17 protein-coding genes are annotated in these 16,633 nt (G+C 63.7%); 8 read left to right on the top strand and 9 right to left on the bottom strand.

The genetic code is table 11. The features are described 5' to 3' along the window. Positions 1-111: 111 nt before the first annotated feature. From CWO89_RS15090 to CWO89_RS15070, 5 genes are all read right to left on the bottom strand, one after another. Positions 112-1,107: a FecR family protein gene (locus tag CWO89_RS15090; RefSeq protein WP_207234484.1), complete on the bottom strand. Its 996-nt coding sequence runs from the start codon at positions 1,105-1,107 to the stop codon at positions 112-114. Beyond that, positions 1,100-1,693 carry an RNA polymerase sigma factor gene (locus CWO89_RS15085; protein ID WP_130579585.1) on the bottom strand — a complete coding sequence of 198 codons (594 nt, stop codon included), beginning with the start codon at positions 1,691-1,693 and terminating at the stop codon, positions 1,100-1,102. The genes CWO89_RS15090 and CWO89_RS15085 overlap by 8 nt, the downstream gene beginning before the upstream one ends. 40 nt (positions 1,694-1,733) lie before the next feature. Beyond that, positions 1,734-2,438: an STN domain-containing protein gene (locus CWO89_RS15080; RefSeq protein WP_130579584.1), complete on the bottom strand. Its 705-nt coding sequence runs from the start codon at positions 2,436-2,438 to the stop codon at positions 1,734-1,736. 647 nt (positions 2,439-3,085) lie between these two features. Continuing rightward, a complete protein-coding gene (locus tag CWO89_RS15075) occupies positions 3,086-3,559 on the bottom strand; it encodes a hypothetical protein (RefSeq protein ID WP_130579583.1) in 474 nt (157 codons plus the stop codon). A gap of 264 nt (positions 3,560-3,823) precedes the next feature. After that, positions 3,824-4,459 (bottom strand): TetR/AcrR family transcriptional regulator, encoded by a 636-nt coding sequence (locus CWO89_RS15070; RefSeq protein ID WP_130579582.1) that lies wholly within the window; start codon positions 4,457-4,459, stop codon positions 3,824-3,826. 255 nt (positions 4,460-4,714) lie between these two features. Here CWO89_RS15070 and CWO89_RS15065 point away from each other — a divergent pair, with 255 nt between their 5' ends. The 8 genes from CWO89_RS15065 to CWO89_RS15030 all read left to right on the top strand — a co-directional run bounded on the left by CWO89_RS15065 (position 4,715) and on the right by CWO89_RS15030 (position 13,464). Beyond that, positions 4,715-6,025, top strand: coding sequence for a phytoene desaturase family protein (locus CWO89_RS15065; protein ID WP_130579581.1), 1,311 nt, complete (start codon positions 4,715-4,717; stop codon positions 6,023-6,025). 5 nt (positions 6,026-6,030) lie between these two features. After that, complete coding sequence (locus tag CWO89_RS15060) at positions 6,031-6,879, top strand: ABC transporter ATP-binding protein (RefSeq protein ID WP_130579580.1); 849 nt, start codon at positions 6,031-6,033, stop codon at positions 6,877-6,879. Then, the gene (locus CWO89_RS15055) at positions 6,876-7,667 is read left to right on the top strand and encodes an ABC transporter ATP-binding protein (RefSeq protein WP_130579588.1); all 792 of its coding nucleotides are present in this window, start codon (positions 6,876-6,878) and stop codon (positions 7,665-7,667) included. Before CWO89_RS15060 ends, CWO89_RS15055 begins: the two co-directional genes overlap by 4 nt. Positions 7,668-7,769: 102 nt before the next feature. Beyond that, a complete protein-coding gene (locus CWO89_RS15050) occupies positions 7,770-9,596 on the top strand; it encodes an AMP-dependent synthetase/ligase (RefSeq protein WP_130579579.1) in 1,827 nt (608 codons plus the stop codon). Beyond that, the gene (locus CWO89_RS15045; RefSeq protein ID WP_130579578.1) at positions 9,597-10,469 is read left to right on the top strand and encodes a branched-chain amino acid ABC transporter permease; all 873 of its coding nucleotides are present in this window, start codon (positions 9,597-9,599) and stop codon (positions 10,467-10,469) included. It abuts the gene before it with no gap. Between the two features lie 4 nt (positions 10,470-10,473). Continuing rightward, positions 10,474-11,520 (top strand): branched-chain amino acid ABC transporter permease, encoded by a 1,047-nt coding sequence (locus tag CWO89_RS15040; RefSeq protein ID WP_130579577.1) that lies wholly within the window; start codon positions 10,474-10,476, stop codon positions 11,518-11,520. Positions 11,521-11,552: 32 nt separating this feature from the next. Beyond that, positions 11,553-12,713 carry an ABC transporter substrate-binding protein gene (locus tag CWO89_RS15035; protein WP_165421158.1) on the top strand — a complete coding sequence of 387 codons (1,161 nt, stop codon included), beginning with the start codon at positions 11,553-11,555 and terminating at the stop codon, positions 12,711-12,713. Between the two features lie 7 nt (positions 12,714-12,720). After that, entirely contained in the window at positions 12,721-13,464 is a 744-nt protein-coding gene (locus CWO89_RS15030; protein ID WP_130579575.1) for an NAD(P)H-dependent oxidoreductase, read from the top strand. Between the two features lie 9 nt (positions 13,465-13,473). Here the strand turns inward: CWO89_RS15030 and CWO89_RS15025 are convergent, their stop codons facing one another. The 4 genes from CWO89_RS15025 to CWO89_RS15010 form a co-directional block, all read right to left on the bottom strand. After that, a complete protein-coding gene (locus CWO89_RS15025; protein WP_130579574.1) occupies positions 13,474-14,667 on the bottom strand; it encodes an acyl-CoA dehydrogenase family protein in 1,194 nt (397 codons plus the stop codon). Between the two features lies 1 nt (position 14,668). Then, entirely contained in the window at positions 14,669-15,598 is a 930-nt protein-coding gene (locus CWO89_RS15020; protein ID WP_130579573.1) for an alpha/beta hydrolase, read from the bottom strand. 1 nt (position 15,599) lies between these two features. Beyond that, positions 15,600-16,358 (bottom strand): SDR family NAD(P)-dependent oxidoreductase, encoded by a 759-nt coding sequence (locus CWO89_RS15015; RefSeq protein ID WP_130579572.1) that lies wholly within the window; start codon positions 16,356-16,358, stop codon positions 15,600-15,602. 3 nt (positions 16,359-16,361) lie between these two features. Continuing rightward, positions 16,362-16,633: enoyl-CoA hydratase-related protein (locus CWO89_RS15010; protein ID WP_245476310.1), on the bottom strand; the 272-nt coding region annotated here is incomplete at its 5' end.

The raw sequence follows: 16,633 nt of genomic DNA, 5'->3' as shown, positions 1-16,633 counted from the left end.
TGGATACGCTTTCTCAGGCAATCGTTCTCGGCGGGACAGCACGCGAATGCCTCCCCCTCTCGACTCCTGGATCCCCGGACGGGCTCAAAGCTGCAAAAAAAGTTGGAGGGCTTATCCAAGCAGCAGAATGCCCCCCGGCAGCGCGGTCGCGTGGGCGCCGAACACCTCCTCGATCAGCGAAACGACGCGGCCAATGTTTTCGATTCTTAGCCTCGCGTTGAACAGGCGGCGTCCTAGATCCTTGTTCGTCAAGATGATTCGCCCCGGTCGATATCGATTGACCTCCGCAATCACCTCGCCGATCGGTGTGGACTGGAAGATGACAATCCCGTCCCGCCAAGCCGAAACCGTGGCAGGATCGACCGTGACGATTTCGCCCATCCGCTCGCTGGAATAAGCGATCTGCTGTCCAGGCGAGAGCGACAGCGCGGACAGACCCCGCTCGACCCGCACTTCGCCTGTCACGCAGGTGACACAAGCGACCCGATCGTCGACCCGCACATTGAAACGCGCCGCTGCGGCGGCGATGCGGCCACCGGCTGCGACGACGGTGAAAGGATCGGCGGTGTTGGATTTGGTGGAGATCATCGCCTCGCCGGCAATGATCTCAGCCTCCGTACCACCAGCGCGCAGCGAAAGGCTGGTCCGCGTGTTTAGATCGATGGTGGCGCGATCCGCCAGCGTGATCTCGCGCTGCTCGCCGATTGCGGTCCTGTAGTCGGCAGCAAACTCTGACCACGACGGCCACAATCCGAGCGGAGGCCGGACAACGAGAATGGCGGCGCCGGCCGCAGAGGCCGCAAGCGCGCCCCCCAGAAAGGCACGGCGCCCGAGACCAGCTTTGATGGTCGCGGCTGCATCGTGGGCACGCAAAGTTGGGCCTGCAGTCGCGTCGGCGGCCAAATCCTTGCCGACCGGCCCAAGGGATTTCCATGTGCGGCTCATCCGGCCGAAGGCCTCACCGTGGGCAGCGCTGCGAGCAATCCACTGTTTGAGCGCGGCAAGATCCGTCCGGTTCGCTCGCCCTTCGGCGAACCGAATCACCCACTCATAGGCCTCCTCGTCGAGCGACGGGCCGCCGGACTGCGGAGCGCGAGAGCTATCCATGGCTATCCGTCGGTTCATCTGTTCGTTGGGCTCCGTCCTTATGAGATCCCTCGAACGGCCTCGAACTGAATCGCGGAACGACATTCCGCTTGAGGCGCTCGGCGCAATGCATAACGGCCTGCTTGAGCTCCAAGGCGACAAGACGCTCGGAGATACCGTGCTGTATGGCCACTTCGCGTATCGACGAACGTTCGAGCCGCACCGCAAACAAGATGTCCCGCCGGCGTGGCGTGAGCTCCTTGGCCGCCTGTGCTAGCAAGGCCCATTCGGCGCGGCCTTCCGTGACCTCTGCAGGCCCAGGTGCTTCATCAGCAAGATCGAGTTCCTCGATCGCCTCGTCAAGCGTGACAATATCGCGCTCGCGGTGCAGGCGCTTGAGAGCGATATTGTACGCGATCCGAAAGATATAGGATTGCGGACGGAGCACCGGCCCAATGGGCGCGGCGCGTTCGAGGCTAAGCCAGGCCTCCTGTAGAGAATCGCCCGCGAGTTCGATCGATCCGAGGCGCTTCGTCAGCCGCAATTTCAAATCGTCGTAGCCTAAGAGAAATGCGCGGCGCAAAAGAGCGCGGCTCAACTCAGTCATGCTCGCGAGCCCTTCGCATTGCGCCGCTCACGCCTCGACACTAATTGATGGCCTGCCGCCGGCTGGTCGGACGGCATCCGGCCTGCTCGCGGCTTGACGGAGGAAAGATCACCATCGCGAGCGGCTGAGGCAGTCCGGCCGGCACCGCGTGCCCGACTTCCAGGCCCTGCAGCCCTGCCAGAAGAACCCGATGGCGATCGGCTGAGAGCTCGGGGTTCCACAGCTGCGCACGCAAAACGTGCCCCGACGGATCGAGCCAGAAGCTGATCATGATCTCTCCATCATCGGGCTTCGCCTCATCGGTTTTGCACAGAGCTTTCGTGACGCGGGCCTGAACCATGGCGAGATAAGGCTCGAAGCGGCCGAGCGCTGCGGCCTGTGAGACGGCAAGGTCGCGCCGTGTCTTGATGATGCTGATTGCGTCGACGTATTGCGACGTCTTGGGAGCGTAGCCGGTGCCACGCAATAACGCTTCCAGGGCGCCAATCGGGGTGAACACCCCTTTGATCGCAGTCGAGCGCTGACCGAGGGCGAGCGAGCCGTCGTAAAATACCTCAAGACCGGTGGCTGCGCCGTAGGCCACCAGGGCTTCGGCGAGCGGCTGGACCGGAATGTCAAATTGGACCTTCGCATGCACAGACAACGGCTCGGCGTAAAGCGCCGAGCTAGCCGTCCCCCAGGCCAACGCCACAAGCAACAGATATTGAGCACCCCGCCCACGCAAGATATCGACAGCTGGTGTCACGAAAACGATCCAAGCAAAGACTGCCCGAGCCACGGGCGCAATGCCAGTCGCCAGACAGAAAGCGCCTTGATTATCAAGCTACGTTTACGAAGGTACGATGACAGCCGCGCCATATCGGCCCCTGAGCGTGCGTTCGCCGCCGAGCCGCGGCGCCAAATAGACAGTCCCTTGCCTCAGCCGTCCAGACCGCGGGCACCCTTCGCATGGCTTTCCCGGACACGGCTGTGGCGTGATTTCCCCGCCCATGCACCTTACGTGACTTTGGTAGCTTCCCCGCAATCACATCATCATTTCCCGCCATCGAACAGCTGCTAGAAAACGATATCGGCAGCCGGAAAACGAAAAAACTTCGTAACCGCGATGACGAGAGCCTCCTGAGCTTCGATAGTCAGGGATTCCCGGTCGTAAGAGTCCTCAGCACTCTGAACACCCAGCGTTTGCCCCTAGATTCTCTCTGCGAGGGTCAGCTTCCGGCTAGTTAACCGGGCTCGGCACCACGGCCAGTTCGGCGAGCCCGTCGAAATGATGAGGATTGGTCCGCCCCCAGGCTTGCAAGCACGCGTACAGCAACTATAACGTGCATCGTAAAGCGAAACACGCCAGCGGCGGATGCTGTCGCGATGTGGAGGGGTGTGTGTACCGAAAACTTAAGTTCGGGCGTAGTGGTGATGAAGTCCGCCCAGGATGGCGCGTGACCTGACCACACCGTTTCGCTCAACCGGGCGAGAAACGGGCGCATCCTTATCCAAGGCCAAGTGCGTCCGCATCTCGTTATAGTCGCCGCTCATCCGCCGGATCAACGCGCGGAGCTCCGTGTCGATCTGCGGTCGCCCTCCCAATGGGCGCGACTTCCAACGCCAGTAGCAACGAAGGCCGACCCTGTGCCAACGCACGAGCGTCTCGGGCCGAATAATCGTGAGGACCTGCAAGATCGATGGAAACCATCGATACATCTGTACGAAGAACCATCGATCCTGCTTCGTCAGCCGAACGCGACCGTACAGCCGACGCCTCAGGACAATCAACTGATGTCGAAGCAATGCGTTCTCAGCCTCAAGCCGCAACTTCGACTTGAATGGCGAGGCCAGGACGGCCAGCACGAAGCAGAACAGCCCGATCATTCCGCCAGCTTAGGCGATTCCATCACGTCATCAACTCGGATAAGGTTTTCGATACACACACGCACAAATAGAGGCGGTGTATTGGAATGTATGGGCAGCTGTTGCAGCGGCTCTGGGTGCTCTTACACAGGCATTTTTGGCGATGGAAAGTCGAAAGGAGTAGCCATGCCCTGCCGTCTCGGTGCGCTGCGCCCACGTGATCGTCGGAGCTGGGCAACAAAGCCAACCGAAAGGATCACGGCGCCTTGAGTTCGAAAGGCCGGCTCACGCACGCTGGCGCTGGGCCCTCGCCATTTCTCTCGCGGCCACCGGAGACGTGAAACCGTAGAGGAAAAGATCCACCACCAAGTCGGCGAATTCCTTCGGCGCGATCCCGCCCTTGGCGTCGTACCAAGTGTGACTGAAGTTCAAAATGCCGAACAGCATCATGCTGTAGATCTTCTTAGTCCGCTTGACGATCCGGCCCTGCTTGTCCAACCGGACCAGGAGGTCGGAGATCATGTCGACCAATTGGCGTTCAAGTCCCTTGATGGCTTCCTGCTCGGCCTCGCCCAGAAACGACAGGTCGTTCAAGATCACGCGCTGCTCATCGGTCGAGCGCGCGTTGAGCTCGACGATGGCGTGGATCGCCACGCGAAACTGATCCAGCGTCGTCGACTTTTGCGCCATCGCCGCTTCGACGTCTGCGATCATCTGGCGGATATGGGCATCCAGGATCGCGAACAGAATCGCTTCCTTGGAATCGAAATAGTGATATAGCGCGCCGCGGGACAGCTTACAGGCCTCGGCAAGGTCCGCGATCGAGGCACGCATATATCCCTGTTTGGCGAATAAGCTACAGGCCGCAGTCAGAATGCCGCGCTGGATATCGTCGTAGTTCTCAGAACGCGTCCGCGCCATCGATCCCTCTCATTCCGCCGCCGACGGCACGAATCCCACGTCCCGATTACGGTCATTCAATATACCAGCAGCGCGCCCAAGGCTTGCCCCCGAAAGAACTCCATCCACCGCACTCCGCATGTCCTGCGAAGCAGCAGGGCATTTTGACCCATTCCAAAAAATAATTTGAACGGACGTTCGGATTATATTATCGTTCGGCCCGGACAGCAAGTCGTACGCGCGGGAAAAAGCGGCGGCGCTTCAGGGGAGGTTTTGGTGACTGATCAACGGGTTGATGCTGTGGTCATCGGTGCCGGCGCCGGCGGGCTTTGCGCCGCGGCGCGTCTTGCCCATGGCGGGCTGCATACGCTTGTTGTCGACGATAAGGACCGCCTCGGCGGTCGCGCCTCCACCGAAGAAATCGACGGATTCAAGGTCAATATCGGCGCCATCGCGATCGAGTTCGGCGGCGTGTTCGAGGAGACTTTTCACACCGTCGGCGTCCCCCTCGACATCCGCGCGCCGGAGCCGGCCGCCTCCTTCTTCATCGACGGCAAGCTGATCGACGTCGGCCGCGGCGGCTGGTCGCTATTGCTCGGACAACTGACCAAGCAGGCCTCGCGCATCCTGGAAAAATTCGCCGATGCCCGCACCGGCAACCTGCCGGACGGGCGGCAATCCACCGAGGACTGGCTGAAGACCTACACCAGCAACGCCATGGTGCACGCGATCTTCCGCAATCTCTGCGCCGCGATCTTTGCCTGCAACGCGGCCGAGCTGCCGGCACGCGCCTTCCTCACCTATTTCACCAGCAAGGGCGCGTTCAAGAAATTCGGGTTCTGCCCGCAGGGCACGATCGGCGTCTGGAACGCGCTTGGCGGTGCTATCAGGCGCAACGGCGACATCTGGCTGAGCACGCCGGCAACGCAGATTCATGTCGACGCCGGCCGCGTCACCGGCGTGACGGTGACCCGCAATGGTGCGCCAGTGCGGATCGAAACCGATCTCGTCATCAGTAATGCCGGCCCGAAGACAACCGTCGCGCTCGCCGGCGACGCCGCCTTCCCGCCTGCCTATGTCGCGAAGGTCCGCAACGATCTGCGCCCTGCCGCCAACATCGTCATCAATGTTGCCAGCCGCGAGCCGCTGATCGATCACCCCGGCATCGTCACCTTCGGCAAGACGCGACGACTCTGCAACATGGCGAATCTCTCCGCGACCTGCCCCGAGCTCGCGCCTCCCGGCTGGCATCTCTATGTCGCCTACGCCGTGCCGGTACCGGCGCTTGGCGATTTCGATTCGGATACCGAGGTTGCACTGGCGCTGGCCGATCTGCGCGAGCAGTTCGCCAATTTCGATCAGGCGAAAATTCTCTCGATCCGCGTCATGCGCGACGACTGGCCGGCGCAACGAAGCTGCGCCGGCTACGACCTGCCGCGGGAAACCGGCATCGAAGGTCTCTGGTGCGTCGGCGATGCCGTCAAGCAATATGGCAATGGCGGCACCCAGGCCTGCGCCGAAACCGCCAAGCTCGTGACCGATGCGATCCTTGCGGGCCGCCTCCGCGTCCACGCTGGCAGGGTCTGAGAGCGATGGCGATCGCGACCCAGGCAAGCAGTGCCGGTCCGCTGGCGATCGCGGCACAAGCGCCCTTGCTCGAGTTCCGCAACATCCGCATCGTCTACGACAATGCGATTGAGGCGATCCGCGACGTGTCGATCACGGTGCCCGAAGGCGGCATTGTCGCCCTGCTCGGCGCCAACGGCGCCGGCAAATCGACCTTGCTGAAGGCGATGTCCGGCATCCTCTACACCGAGGAAGGCGTGATCGAGAACGGCGATATCCGCTTCCGCGACCAGGATGTGCATCACCTGTCGCCTGACGACCTGGTGCGCCGCGGCATCGTCCAGGTCCCGGAAGGACGACGGCTGTTCGCCGCGCTGACGATCGACGAGAACCTGCAGATGGGCGGCTACACCAGGACCGCGGCGGACGCGCGCGAGCGTCGCGACAAGGTGTTTGCGCTGTTCCCGCGCCTCTATGAGCGCCGCGACCAGATCGCTGGCTACATGTCCGGCGGCGAGCAGCAGATGCTGGCGATCGGCCGCGCCTTGATGACCGACCCGGTGCTGCTCGCGCTCGACGAGCCCTCGCTCGGCCTCGCGCCGCTGATCATCGACCGCATCTATGACGTGATCGTGCGCCTGCGGGATGAACTGAAGATGACTGTGCTGCTGGTCGAGCAGAACGCGCAGCGCGCGCTCGATATTGCCGACTACGGCTACATCCTGGAAACCGGGCGCGTCGTGCTCGACGGCACCGCAAAAAAACTCACCTCCAACGAGGACGTGCAGGAATTCTACCTCGGCGTCTCCGCCTCCGGCCGCAAGAGCTTGCGCGACGTCAAGCATTACAAGCGGCGCAAGAGGTGGCTGTCGTGACCTTCCTGCTCACGGTCGAAAGGCTCAGCAAGCGGTTCGGCGGCCTGCACGCCGTCGCCGACGTCAGCCTCGACGTGACCGCCGGTGAGATCTGCAGCGTGATCGGCCCGAACGGCGCCGGCAAGACCACACTGTTCAACATGATCTCCGGCGTGCTGCGGCCGAGCGGCGGCCGCATGGTGTTTGACGGCGTCGACCTCTCGACCGTCTCGCCATGGCGGTTCGCGGCGATCGGCATCGGCCGCACCTTCCAGAACCTCGCGCTGTTCAAGCATGGCACCGTGGTCGAGAACATCCTGACCGGCCGCCACACCCATCTGCGCTCCAACGTGCTCAATGCCGTGCTGTATTTCGGCCGCACCCGCAGCGAAGAGATCGCGGCGCGGCAGCGCGTCGAGCACATCGTCGAATTCCTCGAGATCGAGCACATCCGCGATGCCGTGGTCGGCACTCTCTCCTACGGCCAGCAGAAGCGCGTCGAGCTGGCCCGCGCGCTCGCCTGCGAGCCAAAACTGCTGCTGCTCGACGAAATGGTCTCCGGCATGAACCAGGAGGAGACCGAGGACATCGCCCGCTTCGTGCTCGATATCCGCGACGAACTCGGCATCACCGTTTTGATGATCGAGCACGAGATGCGGATCGTGATGGATATTTCCGACCGCGTCCATGTGCTGAATTTCGGCCGCAAGATCGCTGACGGCACGCCGGACGAAGTGCGGCGCAACCCCGCCGTGGCGGAAGCTTATCTCGGCAGGCAACGCGCCGAAGCGATGAAGGCAGGCGCCTGATGTCCATGACCGACACATTGCGAACTGTCCATCCAACGGCTTCGGCCGGCGCCGTCCCTGCCCCGCGCGCGAATGCCGGCCCGCTGCAGGCGGCGCTGAAAGATGCCGCCATCACCATCCCGCAATTTTCGGCAGCGCGCTGCGATGCACGGCGACAAATTGGCGCTGCGGGAGAAGGACTACGGCATCTGGAACCCGTATTCCTGGAACCACTATTACGAGACCGCGCGCGCGGTGGCGCTCGGCCTGCTCTCGCTTGGTATCAAGCCCGGTGACCGCGTCGCGATCGCCGGCGAGAACACGCCGGAATGGTTCTATGCCGATCTCGGCATTCAGATGATCGGCGCGGTGGCGGTCGGCATCTATCCGACCAATCCATGGGTCGAACTGCAATACATCGTCAAGCACAGCGGCGCGCGCGTCGTCATCACCGGCGACCAGGAACAGACCGACAAGGTGTTCGATGCGATGACCGGCAATGGCGGCCTGCCGGCGCTGGAAGCCGTGGTCTGCATCGACATGAAGGGCCTGCGGCACTATCGCCAGGCAGAGCTGATGTCCTTTGAGGCACTGTGCCAGCGCGGCCGAACTTATGCCGCCGAATATCCGGAGGCGAATGCGACGCTCGACCGGTTGATCTCGCAGGGCGCGCCTGATGACGTCTGCATCCTCGTCTATACCTCCGGCACGACCGGTCCGCCCAAGGGCGCGATGCTCACCCACCGCAACCTGGTCTACGCCGCCTATACTTATGCCGAAACCGTAGGGATCGCCGACAAGCCATTCGAGGCGGTTAGCTATCTGCCGCTGTGCCACGTCGCCGAGCGCTGCTATGGCGAGGTGACCCATCTCGTGCTGGGCGGCGCCGTCAGCTTTGCGGAATCGATCGACACCGTCGCGATCAACATCCGTGAGATCGCGCCAAGCTTCTTCGTCGGCGTTCCCCGCATTTACGAGAAGCTGCAGCAGGGCTTTCTGTTCAGGCTCGGCGAAAGCGGCAAGCTGCGGCAGCGCCTGACCAAGGCCTGTCTGGCCTGGGGACGAACGCTCTCGGACCGCCGGCAGGAAAGCCGCGAGAGCTGGCTCGACCGCGCGACCTACACGCTGCTCTACCTCCTGCTGTTCCGCAACATCCAGCGTCATCTCGGCTTCGCCCATAGCCGGCACCGGCTCTGCGCCGGCGCGTCGATCTCACCGGAGACGCTGCGCTTCTTCGACATCATCGGCCGCCCGGTGTCGCAGGGCTATGGCTTGACCGAATCCGGCGGCGTTGCCTTCATCCAGACCCAAAGCCATCACCGGATCGGCGGCTGCGGCACGCCGATGGCGCGGACCGAATGGAAGCTCGATACCGACGGCGAAATCCTGTTGCGCAATCCCGGCGTGTTCAAGGGCTACTTCCTCGACGAGAAAGCCTCGACCGCATCGATCGAGCCCGATGGCTGGCTGCGCACCGGCGACATCGTCGAGATCCTCGACAATGGCGAGATCGCCGTGATCGACCGCAAGAAGGCGATCATCATCACCGCGGGCGGCAAGAACATCGCGCCGTCAGAGATCGAGAATGCGCTGAAGGATTCCGAGTTCATCAAGGAAGCCATCGTGATCGGCGAGGCCAAGAAATATCTCGGCGCCATCATCCAGGTCGACTACGACAATGTCGGCCGCTGGGCCCGCGACCGCGCCCTTCCCTACACCCACTACAAGTCGCTCTCCCAGCTCCCCGAGGTGCATGAGCTGGTCGAGCGCATCGTCAACGAGACCAACAAGCGCTTCGCACGTGTCGAGAACATCCGCCGCTTCGCGATCCTCGAAAAGGAGCTCGACCACGACGACGGCGAGCTCACCGCCACGCAAAAGGTGCGCCGCGCCATGATCGAGAAGAAGTTCGCGCGCGAGCTTGCGATCATTTACGGGACGGAGGGCTGAATGCAGTATCTCCTGCAGCTCCTGATCTCGGGCCTTGCGATCGGTGCGATCTATGGTCTGATCGCCATGGGCTTTGCCGTGATCTACAAGTCGACCGGCCTGGTCAATTTCGCGCAGGGCGAAATGACCATGATCACCGCCTATATCGCATGGACGATCTCGACCACGGTCAGCGGCAACGTCGTCGTGGTCTCGCTCGGCGCCATCCTGGGCGCGATCCTGCTCGGCCTCGTCATCGAACGCGTGGTGATGCGGCCGATGCTCGGCGAACCTGTGTTCGCCACCGTGATGGTGACGATCGGGCTTGCGGTGATCCTGCGCTCGGCGATCAATTTCATCTGGGACGCCTACCCCCACAGCCTCGACGTCGGCATGGGTCGCGAGATCGTGCGCGTCGGCAATATCGGCGTCCGTACCGGACAGATCGCCGTGATCGTCACGCTGCTGGCGCTGCTCGCGGCGATCTGGGCCTTCTTCCGCTACAGCAAGATCGGCGTCGCCATGCGCGCGGTCGCGGCCGACGACCGCACCGCGCTGCTGATGGGCATCAGCGCGACCAGGGTCCACGCGCTGGCCTGGGCCGCATCCTCTGTCATCGCCGGCATCGGCGGCGTGTTCTTCGCGCTGTCCTACGACCTGTCGCCCGCGATGTTCCAGCTCGGCCTGAAGGCGTTTCCGGCCACCATCCTCGGCGGGCTCGACGCCGTGCTCGGCTCCGGCCTCGGCGGCCTCCTGATCGGCATCACCGAGAACCTGGCCGGCGGCTATATCGGCTCCGGCATGAAGGAGGTCGCGGGCTTCGCCATGATCATCGTGGTGCTGATGATCCGTCCCTTTGGCATCTTTGGCCAACGCGACATCGAAAGGGTCTAGCGCGATGCGCACCGGCGATTACAAGCAGACATATGGCGAGCTCGTCGCGCTGATCGATTCACCGCCGGTCTGGCTGTGGTCGGCCGTGCTGCTCCTCGCGTTGATCGTCGCACCCTATGCGCTGAACGCCTACGCACTGTCGTTCCTGACCATCATCCTGATCACCGTCACCGGCGCGCTCGGCCTCAACATCCTGACCGGCTACACCGGCCTGATCTCGCTCGGCCATGTCGGCTTCCTCGTCACCGGCGCCTATGCTTACGCGGTCCTGGTGTCGAAGTATCACATGCACCCGCTGGTCGGCTTCCTCGGCGCCGGCGTGGTGCCGGCATTCGCCAGCCTGATCGTCGGCGCGCCGTCGTTGCGGCTGAAGGGTCTCTACCTCGCCATCACGACCTTGGCCTTTTCCTTCATCATCAACACCGTGATCCTGGAAGCGCGCTGGCTCACCAACGGCGCCCGCGGCATTTCTGTGCAGCGGCCGGAGATTCTTGGTATCAGCTTCGACGGCGACGCGGCATTCACGCATCTTTGCCTCGGCATCGCGATATTGACGCTGTTCGCGACGTTGAACATCCGCCGCAGCCGGGTCGGCCGCGCCTTCGTCGCCATCCGCGACAACGACACCGCCGCGCGTGTGATGGGCATCAACCTGCACGCCTACAAGCTGTTCGCCTTTGTCACGTCGGCGTTCATCACAGGCATCTCCGGCGCGCTCTACGGCATCTACCTGTCCTTCGTCAGCGTCGAGGGCTTTCCGTTCTTGCTCTCGATTGAGGCGCTCGCGATACTGATCGTCGGTGGCCTCGGCTCGGCACTTGGCGCGGTGCTCGGCGCGATCCTGATCGTGCTGCTGCCGGAGGCGACGCGCCTCGTCTTCAGCCTGTTCAGCGGGCAGCTGGACGCGACGTTCACGACCGGCGCGCAGGAGCTGAAGAGCATGCTCTACGGCCTCGTCATCATCCTGTTCCTGCGCTTCCAGCCGCGCGGCCTGGTCGGCGCGTGGCACGACGTCAGGCGGACCTGGGTGCACTGGCCATTGCGTTACTGAAAATCATAATGCGTACTGAGGGAGGACGGACAATGAGGACATATCTGACGACTGCGTCGCTGTTGCTCGCGGCGACCGTTTTCACCGCTGGCAACGCCCTTGCCGCCGATCCCGGCATCACCGACACCGAGGTCCTGATCGGGGACGTCGAACCGCTGACCGGCCCGCCGGCGCTGCTCGGCGTCGCCGCCTCGATCGGCCACAAGATCGCGATCGCGGAGGCCAACAACGCCGGCGGCATCAACGGGCGCAAGATCAAATACGTGCTCGAGGACGACGGCTACGTCACCGCGCGCACCATCCAGGGCGCCAAGAAGGTGATCGAGGTCGACAAGGTCTTTGCCATGCTCGGCATGTCCGGCTCCGGACAGTCGATCGCGGTGATGCCGGTGCTGGAGAAGGCTGGCATCCCGACCGTGATCGACGTCGCGCCGGTGAAATTCCTGTGGGAGCCGGCACGCAAGAACGTGTTCGTGGTCGGCCAGTCCTATGAGGAAGGCATCATCCACCTCGTCAACTATCTCGCCGAGAAGAATCCCGGCAAGAAGTGGGGCCTCATCACCCAGGACGACGATTACGGCATCACTGTCCGTGACGGCTTCGACTCCGTGGTCAAGGCGAAGAAGCTCAACGTCGTCTACAGCGGCAACTACAAGAAGGGCCAGCAGGACTTCTCGTCCGACATGCTGCAGCTGAAGGATTCCGGCGCGGAAGTGTTCCTGGCCGGCGGCATCATCGCCGAGAACATCGCGATGATGAAGGAACTGGAAAAGCTGAACTTGAAGCCGGTCACCGGCATCTTCTGGCCCGGCCGCATCGAGCCGGTGCTGAAGCTGATGGGCCCGGCCGGCGACGGCATCTATGCGGTCGACTATGTCGAGCCCTTTGCCAGCGAAGCCGGCAAGGCGTTCCTCGATAAAGCCAGGCCGCTGGTCTCGGAAGCGGAACTCAAGGGCATCAACCGCTACACCATGACCGGCTACGCCGCGGCCAAGGTCCTGATCGGCGCGATCGAACGGTGCGGCAAGCAACCGACCTGGGCCTGCACCATCTCGGAGCTGGAGAAGACCAAGAACGTCGAGACCGGCGTGATGGCGCCGATCAGCTTCGGCCCCGGCGTGCGCTTCTCCAACCAGAAGCTGCAGATCATGCGGGCGGATGCCGCAACCCTCAGCTTCAAGCCGGCGAACTGAGGTCGGCATGAAAGTCCTGATCGTCTATGCCCACCATGAGGCGCAATCCTTCAACGGCGCGCTGCTGGCGCGGTCGGTCGAGGAATTGACCGCGCGCGGGCACGAGGTCAGGGTCTCCGATCTCTATGCGATGGGCTTCGACCCGGTGGCGACCGCCGACGATTTCGGCGATCGCCGGTTTTCCGACGCGCTGCGCTACGACCGCGAGCAGAAGCACAACTACCAGCGCTCTACGCTTCGCGGCGACATCGCCGCCGAGGTCGAAAAGCTGTTCTGGTGCGATCTCCTGATCCTGCAGTTTCCGCTGTGGTGGTTCTCGGTGCCCGCGATCATGAAAGGCTGGATCGACCGCGTCTTCGTCAACGGCGGCGTCTATGGCGCCGGGAGGCGCTACGACACCGGCGGTCTCGCCGGCCGCCGCGCCATGGTCGTGACCTCGACCGCAGCCTACCCCGACATGTGCGCGCCGGACGGTCTGGTCGGCGCGCTCGACGTGATCCTGTGGCCGGTCCAGAACGGCGCACTCGCCTATGCCGGCTGCAAGGTGCTGCCGCCCTTTGTCTCCTGGTCGGTCAATTTCGTCGACGACGACACGCGGCGCCGCTATCTCGATGACTATGCCGCCCGGCTGCGTGAGCTTGAGACGACCGAGCCGCTGTATTTTCATCCGCTCGGGGATTTCGGCCCGAACTGGCGGCTCAAGCCCGGCGTGCCGGCAAGGACCGTCGGCCAGGGCAAGCCCGCCGGCTAGCGGCGTTCCTCACATCTGCTTGGCGACCTCTTCCAGCATTACCTCGGTGGCGCCGCCGCCGATGGTGAGCACCCGGGCGTCACGCACCATGCGCTCGATCGGCGTGCCGCGCATGAAGCCGCTCCCGCCGTGGAGCTGCAGGCAGCCATGCACGACCTCGTGCAGCACCTCGGGCGACAACGCCTTCACCATCGAGACCTCGCGCAGGCAGGGCAGCCCGGCTTCCGCGAGCTCGGCGGCGTGATAGGCAAGCTGCCGCGCCGCAGCCGCCTTGGCCGCGAGTTGGGCCAGCTTCAACCGCACCGACTGCTGGTTCCAGAGCGGACCGCCAAAGGCCTGCCGCGTCTTCACATAATTGGTCGCCAGTTCGATCGCCTTGGCGGATTCGCCGGCGCAGATGCCGCCGATGCAGATGCGCTCGTTCTGGAACGTCTCCATGATGCCATAGAAGCCCTTGTTCTCCTCGCCGAGCAGGTTTTCGGCCGGCACCCGCACATCCTGGAATGCGATCTCAGCGGTGTCGGAGCAGAGCCAGCCGTGCTTGTCGAGCTTTGTCGCCAAGATCCCCGGCGCGTTGCGCTCGACGATGAAGAGCGAGATGCCGCGGCTGCCCTTGGCGTTCGGATCGGTGCGCGCCGCGACGATCAGGATGTCGCCATAGACCGCATTGGTGATGAACATCTTTGCGCCGTTGATCACCCAGCAATCGCCGTCACGCATCGCCCGCGTCTTCAGTCCGGCGACGTCGGAGCCTGCATCGGGCTCGGTGACAGCGATCGAACAGATCGTCTCGCCGCGGACGATCGCCGGCAGATATTTCCGCTTATGTTCCGGCGTGCCGCGCAGCGTGATATGGACCGCCGACATGTCGGTATGGACCAGCGTCGACGAGGTAAAGCCGCCGAAGCTGGACCGCCCCAGCTCCTCGGCAAACACCATCGAGGCCAGCGGGCCCATATCCGTGCCGCCATATTCGGCGGCGTGGCGCATGCCGAGGAAGCCGAGTTCGCCCATGCGGCGAAAAATCTCGCGCGGGATCTTGCCTTCGCGTTCCCACGCCTCGCCGTGCGGCATGACCTCCTTCTCGACGAAACGCCGCACTTGTTCGCGCAGCATCCGCAGCTCCTCCGGCAGATTCGGCTGCTCGGAGAAGAGAAATTCGGCTTCAGCCAGTTGGCCCGGATTGGCGGTCATGAGGTTCATTTCAGTCCCTCCCGGCGGGGATGTGAAGATGCTCGCGCAAAAATTTTGCGATTGAGGCGATGGCTTCGCGCGATTGCGGAATCTCGGCAAACATCTGGAATACGTGGATCATGCCGTCCCAGACCTGCAGATCGACGTCGACACCGGCGGCTTTCGCCTTTGCTGCGAGTTCGGTGGAATCGTCTCGGACGGTCTCGCGGTCACCGACCTGAACCAGCAGCGGCGGCAGGCCGGACAGCTTCGCGTATACCGGCGATGCCATTGGATTGTTCGGATCACCCTCTGCGCCGAGATAGGTCTTTGCCAGAGCGAGGATCATCGCGCGCTGATGGATCGGATCGGCCTCGGCCCGCATCCGATAGCTCGCGCCGGTCGCAGCGAGATCGGTCCAGGGCGACATCAGCACTCCCGCCACAGGCAGCGGCTCGCCGCGGTCGCGCGATGCCAGCATGGCGCCGAGCGCGAGATTTCCGCCGGCGGAATCGCCTGCGACGGCGATATCGCAGGGATCGAAACCATGGTCGCACAGGTAACGATACGCCGTGAGCGCATCGTCCAGTGCAGCCGGAAAACGATGCTCCGGCGCCAGCCGGTAGTTGATCGCGAGCGTCCGGCAACCGCTCGCCTGCGAGATCCGCGCGATCAGGTCGCGGTGCGAGGCGACCGATCCGATGCGAAAGCCGCCACCGTGGAAATACAGGATCGCCTTGTCCGGCGGCGCATCCGCCGGCACGATCCATTCGGCGTCGACGCCGCCGACCGAGACGTGGTGGCATGCGACCGGCACCGAGCAGCCGGTAAAGGCGGCATCCCAATCGCTGCGCATCTGGACAACCGACGTCTCGCGCGTCCATCCCCGATAGACCGTGCGCATCCGCTCGATCGCGCGATCGACCGGAGCTGCCGAAATATCGTGAGGCACGTCTGCCATCTCAGCCACCCAGCCCCATGCCACCGGAGACGCCGAGCGTTTCGCCGGTGATATAGGCCGCCTGGTCGGAGGCAAGGAACAAGGCAGCCGCCGCGATCTCCCCGGGCTCGCCCAGCCGGCGTAGCAGCGTCGCATCGGTCATCGCCTGCAGCAACTTCTCGCCGCCTTTGGCGACGGCCTGTTCCAGCATCGGCGTGCGGATCGGCCCGGGCGCGATGGCGTTGGCGGTGATGCGATAACGGGCATTCTCACGCGCCATGCTCCTGGTGAAGGCGATCACGCCGCCCTTGGCGGCCGAATACACCGCCCCACCTTTCGATCCCAGCCGCGCGGCTTCTGACGTGATGTTGATGATGCGGCCAAAGCCCGTGGCCTGCATCGCTGGCAGCACTGCATGGGTACAGGCGAGCACGCCGACGAGATTGACGCTGAGCAGCCTTGCCCAATCTTGCTCAGTCGTGTCGGTGAAGAAGGCGTGCTGGTCGATCCCGGCGTTGTTGACGAGGATATCGAACGGCCCGTGTTGCGCGACGATCTCGCGCGCCATCGCGGGATTGCTGACATCTAGGCGGGCGGCCTCCGCGCCGATCTCGCCGGCAAGAGACGATGCCGCGGCAAGGTCGAGATCGCCGATCACAACTTTTGCACCGGCTTGGGCAAATCCGTGGGCGATTGCCGCGCCGATGCCGTGCGCGCCGCCGGTAAGGAGCGCACGGCGGCCATCCAGCCGCCCAAATGGCAATGTCCCGGCGGCGGGCACGCGTCAGTGCCCGGTGAAATTCGGTTTGCGCCGCTCGATCACGGCGGCGAGCCCTTCGCGGGCATCAGCCATGCCCGACAGTTCGGACACGGTCCGCGCCTCCTCTGACAGGCACTGTTCGATGCTGGTGCCGGTTCCTGCCCAGACCAGGCGCTTGGTCGCGGCGAGTGCCTTCGGCGCGCCGGCCGCCAACTCCTTTGCGAACGCGAGCGAGGCGCTGCCGAGCTCGTTGTCGGGCACGACCTTGGTGACGATTCCCATCTGTAGCGCCTCGG

This window comes from Bradyrhizobium sp. Leo170 (genome assembly GCF_004296405.1).
Lineage (GTDB): Bacteria > Pseudomonadota > Alphaproteobacteria > Rhizobiales > Xanthobacteraceae > Bradyrhizobium.
This window is presented reverse-complemented; position numbering and strand designations above follow the sequence as displayed.

Bases quoted from the DNA above. Each gene is read 5' to 3' on its own strand.
- CWO89_RS15045 (WP_130579578.1), top strand. From the start codon at position 9,597: ATGCAGTATCTCCTGCAGCTCCTGATCTCGGGCCTTGCGATCGGTGCG.
- CWO89_RS15035 (WP_165421158.1), top strand. From the start codon at position 11,553: ATGAGGACATATCTGACGACTGCGTCGCTGTTGCTCGCGGCGACCGTT.
- CWO89_RS15070 (WP_130579582.1), bottom strand. From the start codon at position 4,459: ATGGCGCGGACGCGTTCTGAGAACTACGACGATATCCAGCGCGGCATT.
- CWO89_RS15060 (WP_130579580.1), top strand. From the start codon at position 6,031: ATGGCGATCGCGACCCAGGCAAGCAGTGCCGGTCCGCTGGCGATCGCG.
- CWO89_RS15020 (WP_130579573.1), bottom strand. From the start codon at position 15,598: ATGGCAGACGTGCCTCACGATATTTCGGCAGCTCCGGTCGATCGCGCG.
- CWO89_RS15090 (WP_207234484.1), bottom strand. From the start codon at position 1,107: ATGGATAGCTCTCGCGCTCCGCAGTCCGGCGGCCCGTCGCTCGACGAG.
- CWO89_RS15050 (WP_130579579.1), top strand. From the start codon at position 7,770: ATGCCGCCATCACCATCCCGCAATTTTCGGCAGCGCGCTGCGATGCAC.
- CWO89_RS15075 (WP_130579583.1), bottom strand. From the start codon at position 3,559: ATGATCGGGCTGTTCTGCTTCGTGCTGGCCGTCCTGGCCTCGCCATTC.
- CWO89_RS15030 (WP_130579575.1), top strand. From the start codon at position 12,721: ATGAAAGTCCTGATCGTCTATGCCCACCATGAGGCGCAATCCTTCAAC.
- CWO89_RS15040 (WP_130579577.1), top strand. From the start codon at position 10,474: ATGCGCACCGGCGATTACAAGCAGACATATGGCGAGCTCGTCGCGCTG.
- CWO89_RS15025 (WP_130579574.1), bottom strand. From the start codon at position 14,667: ATGAACCTCATGACCGCCAATCCGGGCCAACTGGCTGAAGCCGAATTT.
- CWO89_RS15085 (WP_130579585.1), bottom strand. From the start codon at position 1,693: ATGACTGAGTTGAGCCGCGCTCTTTTGCGCCGCGCATTTCTCTTAGGC.